The sequence below is a fragment of the Thermodesulfovibrionales bacterium genome (genome assembly GCA_035622735.1).
GTDB lineage: Bacteria > Nitrospirota > Thermodesulfovibrionia > Thermodesulfovibrionales > UBA9159 > DASPUT01.
The window spans coordinates 1-13,324 of sequence record DASPUT010000049.1 but is presented as its reverse complement, the minus strand read 5'-3'; the positions used below and the strand labels follow the sequence as shown (position 1 = coordinate 13,324).

Genomic DNA, 13,324 nt, shown 5'->3' with positions numbered 1-13,324 from the left:
ACCGCCTGCTGGAGGAGGGCGTTGAGGAGCCGGATGATCGGGGCCTCCTCCGTGAGTTCGAGAAGGTCTTTCGGGGATTCGAATTCCGTCGCGACCGAAGAGAGATCCTCCCCGGCAATCCCCTCCATGACCTCTTGTGCCGTGCCGATCTGCCCGTAGACCCTGTTAATCGCGTCGATAATGACGCCCTGCCTCGCCATGAGAGGATACGGCTTCAGACCGTATCGCTTCGCCATATCGAGAAGGGCGAGAACCCCCTTGTCATCGGAGACAGCGGCCTTGAGAAAACCATCGTCTCTCTTCAGGGGCAAGATGAGGTTGTTCTTCGCAAATGCGAGGGGAATATCCTGGAGCAATGAGGTATCAATATCTTCGTCTTTAATGACTTCGATCGTTTCTATGTTCAACACCTCTCATCGCCCGGAAAAAATCGAAAGGAACTGGCAGGAAAAACATTTTTATATGACGCCTTGAGAAGATGAAACCCCGTGAGAGTTCCGGAGACCGTGAGCTTACATTGATTACGATACGTCATAGAAAGATCTGTAGATTACAAAAATTCCGGGGCCGGCTGTCCCCGAGCAGAAGTCGCGTGTTATCGTCTCTCTTCCCATGCCTTTCATTTCTGCATCTTCATGATATAGTTCGGCTCCGCGTACTCGACCTCGGGGATGGCGGAAAATGCTTGTACGCCTTCTTCCACGGTCTGACCCTTCGGCAAGAGGATGTGGTAGATCCTCAATCCCTCCATGACCTTGATCACTGACGCGTGCTTTATCGAGATTATGTCCCGAGCGGTCTGATCCGCGACCCCTTCTCGAAACTTTACCAAAAGCTCTCCTTCCGCATAAATCTGTGCCGCCACCGCAAACTCCTTCTTTTTGTTGTCCGTTATCTCCGCAAGCCTCCCTGGTTCCTTTACGACATGGGGATTGAGGAAGACGATCAGGTTCGTCTTGGTTTTCTCGGTGTGCGTCGACTGGAACAGATACCCGAGGATCGGGATATCGCCGAGGAACGGCACCTTCGTTAACTGATTTTCATTCTGTTCCTGGATCAGCCCCCCGATCACGACTGTCTCGTTGTCCTTCACAACAACAGCCGTCTTTGTGGATCGCTTCGTTATCGTAGGCCCCAAGCTGATGGTGAGCGCATCGGACTGATTCTTTACGGCTGAAATTTCCTGATAGATGTCGAGCTTTACATGATCTCCCTCGGTTATCTGAGGCGTGATGCGCAGGATGATGCCGACGTCCTGCCTCACGATCGAATTGACGATCCCCGAGGTCCCCGCGACTCCCGAAGTCGTCGTCGCTGCGACTCCAAGGGCGCCGGTCGTCTGGGACTGAGATATGAACGGCACGTTCTCGCCGACAAGGATTTCGGCCTCCTTGTTGTCGGAGGTGAGTATCTGGGGGGTCGAAAGGACGTTCACGATATCCTTGAACTCGTTCAAAGTGAAGAGGACTGCGAACCCGGGAATCGAGAGCGTCGTCGTGGTCGGTTGGCCCGTCGTCGGGTCAGTCGTGGTTACCGGGACCTTGAGGAAGTTCCCCAGTCCGCCGAGGGTAGCGCCCTGAAGCCCCTGTATGATACCCTGAATGGCCGCCTGGTCTATACTTCCGAAGCCCCCTATCGCAACGGGCTCTCCGTTTTTCGTGGCCGCCGCCCTCCATTTTACCCCAAGGTCCCTCAGTTTATCCGTTGTTGCCTCGATGATCATCGCCTCCACGTAAACCTGTCGCCTCCTCTTATCGAGCTGCCTGATGACCTGAAGGAGATTCTGATAATCGGCAGGCGATGCGACAACGATCAGGGAATTTGAAGCCTTGTCGGCGGTGATGGTTATCCCGCCCACTGCCTCAAAGGGCGTCACCGGTGGGGCGCCTGGTGCTGCTGCCTGGCGCTGAGGCTGTGCCCCTCTGATGATGCTGTCGAGGACCTTTGCGAGGTCGGTTGCATCGGCGTTCTCAAGGAAGTAGACGTTTATCCGTCCCTGGGCGTCCGCAGAGGGGACATCGAGGAGCGCGATGAGGGCCTTCATCGATTCCCGTGTCCCTTTGTCTCCGAAGAGGATAACGGCGTTCAACCGCGAGTCGGCAACGGCCTTCGCCTCTTCAACGGCACCGGGCTGGGGTACCGCTGCCTTAGACCTTTTCGCCATGCCGTCGGTCAGCATCTTCGCGACCGCATCGGCGCTCGAATACCTGAGGAAGACGATGTCAGGCCGTTCCATCACAGACGGCTGGTCTATGCTGTCGATGAGAGAGACCACCTTTTCGACGTTCAGACCCGAATCTATCACGAGGAGGAGATTGCCCGGTCCGAATGCCGAGGCATATCCGTCTTTGGATATGATGGGCTGGACGAAACGCAGTGCGTCGTCAGCGGATATATACTTCAGGGGGATGAGCCGCGCTATGTAACTCTCATTGACCGCCCGCTTTTCGGATTCGATTCTCAATCCCCTCTGCTTCGCTTCTCCCGCCGGGATGATCTTGTAGACATTGACCCCTGAGGGGACGACGGTAAACCCTTTCAGTTCGAGGACCGAGGTGAAGAGGTTATAGGCGTCACCGATGCTCAGCTTCGACGGCGCGATAATCGTGATCTTTCCCTTGACCCGCTCGTCGAAGAGAAAGTTCTTTTTCGTGATCTCGCTTATGAATTTCGCTATCACGGGCAGGTCGACATCGACGAAGTTGAAGGTCACCTTCTGGTCCCGGGAGGGTTCTTCCTTCTGCTCGGCAAAGGAGGGAGTGCAGAGGCCCGATAACGGATGAAGGAAGAGTGAAAAGAACAGAAAGGGTGTCAGGGCAAAAGAGAGCCTTCTCCTTTTCTTCATTTCTGCCAACCCTCACTTTTCATCGTATTTGATAGGTCAGAGTCATCTTCGCACCATTCCTCAGAATGTCGAGCTGTATTCTGTCCATACCCTTCAGGGCCGTAAATGCCTGCAACGCGTTTTCAGGATTCGAGATATTATAGTCATTAATCCGCAAAAGAACATCCCCGTTCTGCATTCCGAGGCTCTGGTATATGCCTCCGCCCCTCACTTCCCTGAGCGTATAGCCCTCCTGCTTTCCGTTCGCGAAATTCGGCTGGAGCCGCGCATCCGTCATGAGCTGGTTCGGATTTTCTATCGCCTGCTGGACCTTCTTCTGGTCGACGATATAGCTTCCCTCACCGATACTCCTCACAAAGGCAGGAGGACGGGTCTCCCCTTCGGCCGGTCTGACCTCGGTTATCTTTATGATATCCGCTAAGGGGATATCGAAGAGCCGGCCGCCTCCGTCTATCGAGACCTTATCTTTCCCGACCTGCGAGAGTTTCCCTATCCCGGGAAGCGTTTCTCCCACTCTGTACATCTCCTGCCTCCCGCTGCTGTATGAGAAGATGGCGAAGCTCTCTTTCTGAGCGCCTGAAACAGTTCCGATGAGGGTGATATCTGAGCGGGACTGGGTTCCTCCCTGGGAAAGAGAGAGGTTCGTCAGCGGAGCAGGGGACATGCCGAAGGGATTGTTCTTCAGTATCACCCCATAATCCTGAATGCCTCTCTTCTTGAAGGTCCTCTGCTCAAGAGGACGGGGCGGCGGGGCTTTTTCGATCTTCTTGTATCCCGCACTGAAGATGTCCCGCCCAAGGACAAGGATGAAAAGGAAAAGGAGCAGCCCTATAAAGAGGTTTATAACAGGCAGTGTCCTGGAATATCTCGATTTAATGACGCCGTTACCCATACACCGTTTCTAACTACTCATTATACATAACAAAAAAAATTTTAGAAACCGTAATCTGCTGCCCCTTGAGACCCGGAATCCCTGCATGAGGATGGAGCCTAAGCGCGTCCGCGCCTCGGGCCCCATCCCTTTTTCATTTCGGCGGAGAAATGGTATAGTTTTTTCAGAGTGAAGAACGGGTCTGAGAAACCTTCCCTCCATTACGGCTGGGTCATCGTCTTTACGGGAACCCTCTGCATTCTCGCCTGTCTCGGTTTCGGACGTTTTGCCCTCGGTATGCTGCTCCCGTCCATGGCATCCACCCTCGGGCTGAGTTACTCGCAAATGGGTTTCATCAGCACAATAAATTTCGTCGGCTACCTCATCTCTGTTCTCATCAGCGGATTCTGGGCCATGAGGATAGGGGCGAGGAAACTCATCTTCTTCGCCCTGCTCCTTGCAGGTACTTCGATGATGCTCATGAGTCAGGCACGAAGTTTCGGTTCGGTACTCGTTCTCTATTTCTTGACCGGAATAGGGAGCGGGGCGACGAACGTCCCTGTGATGGGGCTCGTCTCGCATTGGTTTGTATCTACGAAGAGAGGGAAGGCGGCAGGATTCATTGTGATAGGAAGCGGCTTTGCGATCGTCATCTCCGGAAAGCTCATACCGTTCATCAACACCATAGCCGGTCCCGAGGGCTGGAGGGCGAGTTGGCTCGTGCTCGGCTTCTTCGTCATGATCATCGCCGGCATCGGTTTTTTCCTCATCCGTAATGACCCTCAGGAGAAGGGGCTGCTGCCCATCGGGAGCGACGACACCTCTCCTTTCTATGCCGCACTCATCGACAAAATGAAGACGAGCGTTTACCGGAGAGGCGTCATCTACCACCTCGGATCGATATACTTTCTCTTCGGTTACACCTATGTCATCTACGCAACCTTTATCGTCACTACCCTCGTCAAGGAAAGAGGGTTCTCGGAATCGGCTGCCGGCAACTTCTGGTCGTGGGTAGGCTTTCTCAGTCTCTTTTCGGGTCCTGTCTTCGGCACCCTCTCTGACAGACTCGGAAGAAAAGCCGGCCTCATCCTCGTCTTCTTCCTCCAGATGATCTCTTATATCCTCGTCGCTTCGGGGCTGCCGGGTCTGTTCCTCTACCTTTCGATCGGCTTCTATGGCATCGTCGCCTGGAGTATACCCTCCATCATGGCGGCGGCGGTCGGAGACTATGTCGGAGCGGCAAAGGCGGGACAGGCGTTCGGGTTCGTGACTTTCATTTTCGGTTTCGGCCAGATAGCCGGCCCCGCGATAGCCGGGCTCCTCGCCGAGAGGACAGGGAGCTTTTCGGGCAGTTTTTTCATGGCGGCTGCACTAGCCGGAACGGCGATTCTGCTCACCCTGTTCCTGAGGAGGCCGCATTGAACGTCACGAGATTGCAAGGAGGTGAAGCCTATGACAGAAATGCATGAAGAATGGACCGAAGTCTTTCTCACGTATGATCCCCTCGAGGCGGAGATGATTAAAGACCTCCTCGAAAGCGGGGGCATACCCGTTGTCGTACGGTCGTCAAAGGTGAGCCCCTATCCCGTCAATATCGGCAAGATAGGGGAGATCAGGATCCTTGTCAGGGCCGAAGACAGGGAGACGGCTACGACGGTCATCCAAGGGGGCGGGACCGAGGAGCGGATGAATCAGTCCTGATGATTTTCGCCTCTCCATGCGCACGGACTTGGTGAAGTGTGAGGCGATTGACATCTCCTCCGATATTTGTGATACTGAACCGAGATGGCAAGCCTGCTGCTCATTGACGATGAAGAAGGAATAACCCTCGCGCTTAAGACCCTCTTCGAAAAGAAAGGGTACGACTTCATGAACTCCTACACGGGCAAGGGAGGGCTGGAGACCGCCCTTAAGGAGCTACCGGATATCGTTCTTCTGGACCTTCATCTCCCGGACCTGTACGGCATGACAATCCTGAAAGAACTGAAGGCCGTTCATCCTGATTTGGTTGTCATCGTCATGACTGGCTTCGGCGAGATTCAGGAGGCCGTGGAGGCCGTAAAAATCGGGGCCGAACACTATTTTCAGAAACCCGTCGATCTCGATGAACTCTCGATCATCGTCGAAAGAAATCTGCAGATAAAACATCTCAGGCGGGAGGCCTCTCTTTCGAAGAAGTCCCCCTATCCGATAGTGGGAAGGTCCAGGCAACTGCAGGGACTCATCCACATCATCAATCTCATGGCCGAAAATGAGTCAACGATAGTCCTCATTGAGGGAGAGACCGGAACGGGCAAGGAACTTGTGGCGAGGAATATCCATCTGCTCAGCAAGAGGGCCGATAAACCTTTTGTTGACATAAACTGCGCTTCCATCCCCGAGAATATCTTCGAGAGCGAGCTCTTCGGATACGAGGCGGGTGCGTTCACCGATGCAAAGACGACAAAGAAGGGGCTCTTTGAGATAGCTGACGGGGGCACGGTCTTCCTCGATGAAATAGGGGAGATGCCCCTTTCTCTCCAGGCAAAGCTTCTCCGGGTCATCGAAGCGAGAGCCTTCCGCCGGGTCGGGGGCACGAGGGAGATGAAGACAGATATACGGTTTATTGCCGCCACGAACAAGGATCTCGCTGAATGCGTAAAGAACGGCTCCTTCAGGGAAGACCTCTATTACCGGTTAAATGTGGTGCCGGTAAAGGTCCCTCCTCTCAGGGACAGGGCTGAAGATATCCCCATGCTCGCGGAATTTTTTCTCGCGGACTATGCGGAAAACATGAACAAGAAGATCAACTCCCTCGATAAAGACGCACTGGAAGCCCTCTGCGCTTACCGATGGCCCGGCAACATCCGGGAGTTGCGAAACGTGCTCGAAAGGGCGATCATTCTCTGTCAGGGGCAGATGATCGGAGCGCAGCACCTGCTCCTGCCTGCGGCCGGTACCGAAGACGAGGCCGTTCTCTTTCAACTTGAGGATGTTGAGCGACTGCATATCAAGAAAGTCCTTGCGGCGGTATCTCAGAACAGATCGAAGGCAGCAGGGTTGCTCGGCATTTCCCGCTCGACCCTCAATGAGAAGATAAAGAAGTTCGGTATCGCCGCCGACTGATTTCCGGTCGTACCGACCGATTTTCGACCGCCGTTCATCGTCTGAGCTCTCTCACGGAGCGGCAACCATCATCGACAAAAAAATACCCTGTATCAATGCCTTCTCCAGAATACCGCTCTTATCCCCCTCATTTTATTAGACTGGCATCGGTCTTGCTCATGAAGATCCCCAGGGAAACGTGAAAGGGTCTATGAACCTTCACCTTGATTACAAAACCTGGAAAGAGAAGCAGGAGGCACCGGAATGAAAAAAATTCTTATCGTTGACGACGAGGCATCAATCCTTCTCAGTCTCTCGCACCTCTTAAGCAGCGATGAGGTTGTCGTTATAACCTGCAGCAGGCTCGAAGAGGCCGAAGAGGCGATCAGCAGATACGCCTTCGACCTCGTCATCGCCGATATCAGGCTGAGCGGCGTTTACGGAGTTGAAGGCCTCGAACTCCTGAGCTACATAATGAGGACGAGCCCCGGCACAGCCGTGATAACCATGACCGCCTATGGTTCCGATCATATCAGGGACGCTGCTTACCGGAGAGGAGCCTACTACTATTATGAAAAGCCGATAGATATGGACGATATTTTAGAGACAGTCGGAAGCCTCGGCATTCCGGTGGCGAAGCAAAAAGGGGAGGGAGTGATATGATGTCTTCCTTGAAGAAGGTCTTGATTGTGGACGATTCCAAGCTGATACATCAGATGTACCGACTGATACTGATGAGATTCAAGGATCTCAGGCTCGTGGATGCGATGAACGGACTCGAGGGTCTCGAGATCCTCTCGAAGGAGAACGATTTTGATCTCATCCTCCTTGATATCAATATGCCGATCATGAACGGCATCCAGTTCCTCGAAAAGCTGAATGGAAGCAGCGTACTGCGTAATGTACCCATAATCGTCATCAGTACCGAGGGAAAGGAAGAAGACACGATAAGGGCGATGAAGCTTGGTGCATGGGGTTATGTCGTGAAACCCTTCAGGTCCGAGGACCTCTTTGGTCTCATAGAAAAAGTACTCGCGAAAAAGTCTCCCCTGCTGACAGCAATAAGATGATGAGGGAATTCATTATCTTACCACGCGGTTCTCATGGATTATAGAGAGCTTATACAGGACTACCTCGACGATGCAAACGGGCATCTCGACGCCTTTGACGGAGCACTCCTATCACTGGAAAGGAACGGCTACAGCAGAGAGGTGGTCCTGAATCTGCTCGGTACCCTCCATACGCTGAAGGGGAACTCCGGCATGATGGGCTTCGACTCCCTGAAGGGCTTTCTCCATAGGGTTGAGGAAGTCCTGAAAAAGGTGCTCGATAACGAGGCCGATCTCGACAGGGTGATCGACCACCTTTTCGACAGCGCCAACCTGATTCGGACTGTCCTCCAGGAGATAGGGACGGAAGGGATGATCGTTACGGACCTTTCCGAAAAGGCCGGAGACATCGCAGAGTCTCCGGAAGGTTCTGATGGCAGGTCAATAAAACAGGAAATGGAACTCGCGTCTTACCTCGGGACAAAGACAAATACCATGAAGGTAGATTTCAAGAGGCTCGATGACCTGCTCAATCTCGTGGGAGAGTTGGTGATCTTCAAGACGAGGCTGAACCAGATAGGGGAAAGGACGAGGGCGGAAGTCAGCACGAAATCCTTGGGAAACGAACTGGAGGGCGCCCTTGAGCTCATGGGGAAGACTATATCGGGGCTGCAGGAGGGGATCATGAAGGCAAGGATGCTTCCGGTGAGGCATGTCTTCCATAAATTTCGGAGGCTGGTACGGGACCTCTCGAAATCCATGGGCAAAGAGATTAAGCTGATCTTCGAGGGAGAAGAGACCGAGATAGACAAAACAGTGATAGATGCCCTGGAGGAACCGCTGCTCCACATGATCAGGAATGCCATCGATCACGGCGTCGAGTCTCCCGAAACGAGAGTTGCCGGGGGGAAAAGCCGGGAAGGAAAGATCACTCTCTGCGCATTTCAGGAATCAAATTATGTGATCATCAAGGTCAAGGATGACGGACGCGGAATCGATTTCGGCAGGATCAGGGAACTGGCAGTAAAAGACGGATTGATCACCGAAGAAACCCCCTTTGACAGGGATACCGCGATTGATCTCATCTTCTCCTATGGGTTTACGACCAAGCAAGAGGCAACCGATGTCTCAGGGAGGGGCGTCGGTCTTGACGTGGTCAGCAGGAACATCGTAAGGCTGAACGGATATGTGGACATCGAGGGCACGCCGGGAAAGGGGACTACCTTCATCATAAAGCTCCCTCTCAGCCTCGCCATAATCCCCGCTTTGATGGTTGAGGCCGAAGGAGAGGTGTATGCCCTCCCCATGAGTGCCGTTGATGAAAGCCTCAAGGCCGCGGAAGAGGACATCCATCTCATCAACAACCGAGAGGTTATCCGCTTCAGGGAAATGGTGCTGCCTGTTGTGAGGCTCAATGATTTTCTCGGACTCAACGCCGAAAGGAGGAAGCAATTCTATCTCGTAATCGTGGGCAAGGCGGACAAACGCCTTGCAGTAGCCGTAGACCGCCTCAGGGGGCAGCAGGACATTGTGATTAAACCCATCGATGACACACTCGGAAAATCTTACGGGATCGCAGGCGCGTCGATCCTGGGTGACGGAAGGATCGTACTCATCGTGGACATCATGTCCATCTACAAGAAGAGAGAGGTGACAAGAAATGGCTAAGCTATCGTTACCGGCATCAGGACTCGCGGAAGACGTTCTGGAAGGCATAGGGGACGAACACGATGAACTCCAACTCGTGACGTTCACGATAGGGGAGCAGTATGGCGTTTCCATCAGTCAGGTTCAGGAGATCATCAGAGTGGGGAACGTTACGAGGGTGCCGAATTCTCTTCCCTATATGGAGGGGGTAATCAACCTCAGGGGTCGGGTCTTACCGGTACTGAATCTGCGGAAACGGCTCAAATTGCCTGAAAAGGATCTTTCGATCGAATCGAGAATCGTCGTGGTGGAGGCAGGCAGCAAAACCATAGGACTTCTCGTGGATGCGGTTTCCCATGTCATCAAGGTCTCTCCCGATGTGGTGGATAGGGCTCCAGAAGAAGTCCTCGAAGCAGACTGCGATTATATCACCGGGGTATGCAAGCTGCGGAACGGGCTTGTGATATTGATAGACCTGGAAAGAATCATCAGAAGGGAGAATATAGAGATGCCCCAGGGAGAAGGGAAGGAAGAGAAGATACATGGCTGAGAAATACCACCGGAGGAACCGGTAGACAATGTCCCGCTTTGCGGGGGGAAAAAAAGAAAAGGAGGCAACAAAATGAAACTGAAGAGAGCAGTGGCGTGTCTCATGGTGACCATGTTTTTGACGAGTCTCGCATTCGCGGCGGAAAAAAGTGCTGAAAAAAAAGGAACCAAGGCTCAGGCAGAAGCGATGGTGAAGAAGGCGATCGAATACATCAAGGCGAACGGAAGAGAGAAGGCCTTCGCTGAAATCAGTAATCCAAACGGGAAATTTGTAGAGGGGGACCTCTATGTTTTTGTGTATGACTTTAACGGAAAATGTCTGGCCCACGGTGCGAACGCGAAGATGGTGGGGAAAGACCTCATCAATATGAAGGATCCGGACGGCAAGGAATATGTGAAGGAGAGGATCGGCATCGCGAAGAGCAAGGGGCAGGGATGGCAGGATTACAAATTTCCGAATCCCGTAACGAAACAGATAGAGCACAAGACCGCGTATATAGAGAAGTTCGAGGATATCCTCGTTGGCTGCGGCGTCTATAAGTCGTAGCGGATCCATGGCCGGGGCGATCGCCCCGGCCCGTAATTCACGAGAGGAGGCGTTATGAAACACTATTTCATGAATATGAGCATCGCAAGAAAATTTCTTGTGGCTCCCGCGGCCATCATGGTCTTCCTGATCCTTTTCGGAGTCATATCATACCGCGTTTTCCACAGCCAACAAGGGGAATTGACGGACATCTATAAGAATCGCTTCAGCACCTATCAGGCTGCCGCGCAGATCTCAAAGGACCTTGCGAATGTCCACGCAAACATCTACAAGATAATCGGTTGGATCGACGCGCGATATGCTGTCGAAAAAGTGGATGCCCTCGCCAAGGAACAGGTCGCCGTAATGAACCAGACGACCAAAGCGATTCAGGACAAAATCACCTCTCCGAAGACGCTCCCCGAAGAGAAGAAGATCTTTGAGGGCCTCCTCTCTTCTCTCGGAGAGTATAAGGACTCGGCACAGGCGACCATTGACCTGAGCGGGTCGGTGACGGAATTCGCGACGATGTACATGCAGGTCGCGGACGATAAGTTTCTCGCTCTCAATAAGGAGCTTGACTCACTCGTGGCTTACGAGAAGAAGCTCAGCGAAGAGAGTTATCAGCGTGCCTCGAGCAGTTTCACAAAAGTGATGGCCGCCTTCCTGACAGGGTTCATTCTGGCAGTGATACTCTCTGCTGCCATGACGGTATTCATGAAAGGCCTCGTCGTATCTCCCATCAAGAAACTGACGGAAAAACTCAAGGAGATAGCCGCAGGAGAGGGGGACCTCACGAAGAGAGTCGAGATCTCTTCCAAAGACGAAATCGGGGAAATGGGGAAGAGCCTCAATCTCTTTCTCGAGAATATACACGGACTTGTCACGACCATTCGGGGGACTACCCTAAAGACGGCCTCCGCGACGAACCAGATCACGACGAGTTCGAAGCAGGTGATGCAGGGTGCATCCACCACGGCGGCGTCCGCAGAGCAGACCCTTGCGAGCATGGAAGAGATGGCGGCGTCAATCGCGCAGGTTGCGAAGAACACCGAATCATTGGCGACCAATGTGGATGAGACTTCGGCGACGATCAATGAGATGGCTGCATCTATCGAGCAGGTGGGAAAGAATGCGGATGTCATGGCGGCCTCGGTGGGAGAGACCTCGGCGACAATCGAGCAGATGATAAATTCGATGGAGCAATCATCGAAGAATACAACATCAATGACCGATTCGGTGAATGAGACCTCAGCGACGGTGGAGAATCTCTTATCGTCCGTCGAGCAGATATCCAAGGGCACAGAGTCGCTGAAGCATATGGTAACGGAGAGCTCGGGGACGATAGAAGAGATGATGCGGACGGTGCAGGAAGTGGCCGGCAAGATAGGGGAAGCGAACCGGCTGAGCCAGGCAGCCTACCAGGATGCGGAGCAAGGGGGCAAGGGGATTTACCAGAGCATCGAGAGCCTCCAGAACATAGGGAAGACCACGGAAAAGACGATGGGGATCATCGAGAACCTCGGAAAGAGGTCCGAGGAGGTCGGGAGCATCGTAGAGGTGATCAATGAAATCGCGGACCAGACGAACCTGCTGGCGCTGAACGCGGCCATTGAGGCGGCGCGTGCAGGAGACGCGGGGAGGGGATTCGCGGTCGTGGCCGATGAGATACGGAAGCTCGCGGAGCGGTCCATGGAGGCGACGAAGGAGATCGGAGCGGTGATTAGGCAGGTGCAGGGTGAGACGGCCACCGCGGTAAAGGCGACGGAGGAGACATACCGTGAAGGCAAGGGGGGCATGGCGTTGGCATCGAGCAGCCGGGATGCCTTCAACAGCATCATAGAAGCGGTGAAGGAGACCTCCAGGATCATGGAGGGAATCGCGAGGTCAGCCGGGGAGTTGAGCAAGGCGACAGGACAGGTGATGAATTATATCGTTGATATGAATTCGGCATCGGGAGACGTTGCCGCCGTGGTGAAGATACAGGCTGACGGCACGGGATCGATACGGAGCACCCTCGAAAAAATGAACAGCCAGGTGCAGGAAGTGAATGTCGCGACGAAGGAACAAGCGATAGGAGGCAACCAGATACGGGAAGCCCTCGAAAGGATGAAGACCGTGGTGCATGAGGTGAACACAGCGGTGAAGGAGCAGGTGAGGGGCGCAAGGCAGATCGTCGAGTCCATCGAGATGATGAGGGGCATGACGCAGGACGTGGCGGGTGCAGCGGCAGAACAGCGGGTGGGAGGAGACACGGTGGTGAAGGCGATGGAGGGCATGAGCCACATCGCTTCAGAGAATCTCAGACTTTCTACCGACATGAAGGGCGCGTCCGAAGACACGCTTTCACAAGTCGAATACCTCCAGCAGTCGGTGAGCAGGTTCAAGATAGATTCCAACGGAGACAAGCCTGAGAAAAAGGAGGTATTGGCAGCTGCCTGAGAACGTCCGGCACAGACTGCGCGATCAGCCATGGTTCTACTACCCCGAGAAGACAGGCGTGAGGCAACGGATATGGAGGAGATTCAAGGCCTACTGAAAGGATTGAGCAGTGCTGATTGGTGGGCAAGAAATGATGCGATAAAGTCTCTTCTTGCCTACCCTGAAAAGGCGTATCTCCCCTTTCTTGAAGAGGCCTTGAGAGACCATGAGGATGCGGCCCGGAGAAATGCGGCTATGGAGTTTTTTACGGCTCTCGGGGCGAGGGCCCTGACGTCCCTTCTCGGCCTGCTCAAGGATGACGACCCGGAAGT

13 protein-coding genes are annotated in these 13,324 nt (G+C 53.7%); 10 read left to right on the top strand and 3 right to left on the bottom strand.

Annotated features, from left to right (window positions below; genetic code table 11):
• From VEI96_02605 to gspC, 3 genes are all read right to left on the bottom strand, one after another.
• A partial coding sequence (locus VEI96_02605; GenBank protein ID HXX56876.1) for a hypothetical protein occupies positions 1-407 on the bottom strand: 407 nt, incomplete at its 3' end.
• A gap of 212 nt (positions 408-619) precedes the next feature.
• The gene (gene gspD, locus VEI96_02600; GenBank protein ID HXX56875.1) at positions 620-2,845 is read right to left on the bottom strand and encodes a type II secretion system secretin GspD; all 2,226 of its coding nucleotides are present in this window, start codon (positions 2,843-2,845) and stop codon (positions 620-622) included.
• 19 nt (positions 2,846-2,864) lie between these two features.
• Positions 2,865-3,737, bottom strand: a complete 873-nt coding sequence (gene gspC, locus VEI96_02595; protein ID HXX56874.1) for a type II secretion system protein GspC — start codon at positions 3,735-3,737, stop codon at positions 2,865-2,867.
• A gap of 168 nt (positions 3,738-3,905) precedes the next feature.
• Here gspC and VEI96_02590 point away from each other — a divergent pair, with 168 nt between their 5' ends.
• The 10 genes from VEI96_02590 to VEI96_02545 all read left to right on the top strand — a co-directional run.
• Positions 3,906-5,138, top strand: a complete 1,233-nt coding sequence (locus tag VEI96_02590) for an MFS transporter (protein HXX56873.1) — start codon at positions 3,906-3,908, stop codon at positions 5,136-5,138.
• A gap of 30 nt (positions 5,139-5,168) precedes the next feature.
• Positions 5,169-5,417, top strand: a complete 249-nt coding sequence (locus VEI96_02585; GenBank protein HXX56872.1) for a DUF2007 domain-containing protein — start codon at positions 5,169-5,171, stop codon at positions 5,415-5,417.
• A gap of 84 nt (positions 5,418-5,501) precedes the next feature.
• Entirely contained in the window at positions 5,502-6,821 is a 1,320-nt protein-coding gene (locus tag VEI96_02580; GenBank protein HXX56871.1) for a sigma-54 dependent transcriptional regulator, read from the top strand.
• 243 nt (positions 6,822-7,064) lie between these two features.
• The gene (locus VEI96_02575; GenBank protein ID HXX56870.1) at positions 7,065-7,463 is read left to right on the top strand and encodes a response regulator; all 399 of its coding nucleotides are present in this window, start codon (positions 7,065-7,067) and stop codon (positions 7,461-7,463) included.
• Positions 7,460-7,870, top strand: coding sequence for a response regulator (locus VEI96_02570; protein HXX56869.1), 411 nt, complete (start codon positions 7,460-7,462; stop codon positions 7,868-7,870). Before VEI96_02575 ends, VEI96_02570 begins: the two co-directional genes overlap by 4 nt.
• Before the next feature lie 33 nt (positions 7,871-7,903).
• Positions 7,904-9,517, top strand: coding sequence for a chemotaxis protein CheA (locus tag VEI96_02565; GenBank protein HXX56868.1), 1,614 nt, complete (start codon positions 7,904-7,906; stop codon positions 9,515-9,517).
• Complete coding sequence (locus tag VEI96_02560; protein ID HXX56867.1) at positions 9,510-10,046, top strand: chemotaxis protein CheW; 537 nt, start codon at positions 9,510-9,512, stop codon at positions 10,044-10,046. The genes VEI96_02565 and VEI96_02560 overlap by 8 nt, the downstream gene beginning before the upstream one ends.
• A 72-nt stretch (positions 10,047-10,118) precedes the next feature.
• Positions 10,119-10,592, top strand: coding sequence for a cache domain-containing protein (locus VEI96_02555; GenBank protein HXX56866.1), 474 nt, complete (start codon positions 10,119-10,121; stop codon positions 10,590-10,592).
• A 54-nt stretch (positions 10,593-10,646) separates the two neighbouring features.
• Complete coding sequence (locus tag VEI96_02550) at positions 10,647-13,013, top strand: methyl-accepting chemotaxis protein (GenBank protein ID HXX56865.1); 2,367 nt, start codon at positions 10,647-10,649, stop codon at positions 13,011-13,013.
• Positions 13,014-13,085: 72 nt separating this feature from the next.
• On the top strand, positions 13,086-13,324 hold a 239-nt coding region (locus VEI96_02545; protein HXX56864.1), incomplete at its 3' end, for a HEAT repeat domain-containing protein.

Coding starts and splice junctions, on each gene's coding strand:
- gspD (HXX56875.1), bottom strand. CDS start 2,845: ATGAAGAAAAGGAGAAGGCTCTCTTTTGCCCTGACACCCTTTCTGTTC.
- gspC (HXX56874.1), bottom strand. CDS start 3,737: ATGGGTAACGGCGTCATTAAATCGAGATATTCCAGGACACTGCCTGTT.
- VEI96_02585 (HXX56872.1), top strand. CDS start 5,169: ATGACAGAAATGCATGAAGAATGGACCGAAGTCTTTCTCACGTATGAT.
- VEI96_02580 (HXX56871.1), top strand. CDS start 5,502: ATGGCAAGCCTGCTGCTCATTGACGATGAAGAAGGAATAACCCTCGCG.
- VEI96_02575 (HXX56870.1), top strand. CDS start 7,065: ATGAAAAAAATTCTTATCGTTGACGACGAGGCATCAATCCTTCTCAGT.
- VEI96_02570 (HXX56869.1), top strand. CDS start 7,460: ATGATGTCTTCCTTGAAGAAGGTCTTGATTGTGGACGATTCCAAGCTG.
- VEI96_02565 (HXX56868.1), top strand. CDS start 7,904: ATGGATTATAGAGAGCTTATACAGGACTACCTCGACGATGCAAACGGG.
- VEI96_02560 (HXX56867.1), top strand. CDS start 9,510: ATGGCTAAGCTATCGTTACCGGCATCAGGACTCGCGGAAGACGTTCTG.
- VEI96_02555 (HXX56866.1), top strand. CDS start 10,119: ATGAAACTGAAGAGAGCAGTGGCGTGTCTCATGGTGACCATGTTTTTG.
- VEI96_02550 (HXX56865.1), top strand. CDS start 10,647: ATGAAACACTATTTCATGAATATGAGCATCGCAAGAAAATTTCTTGTG.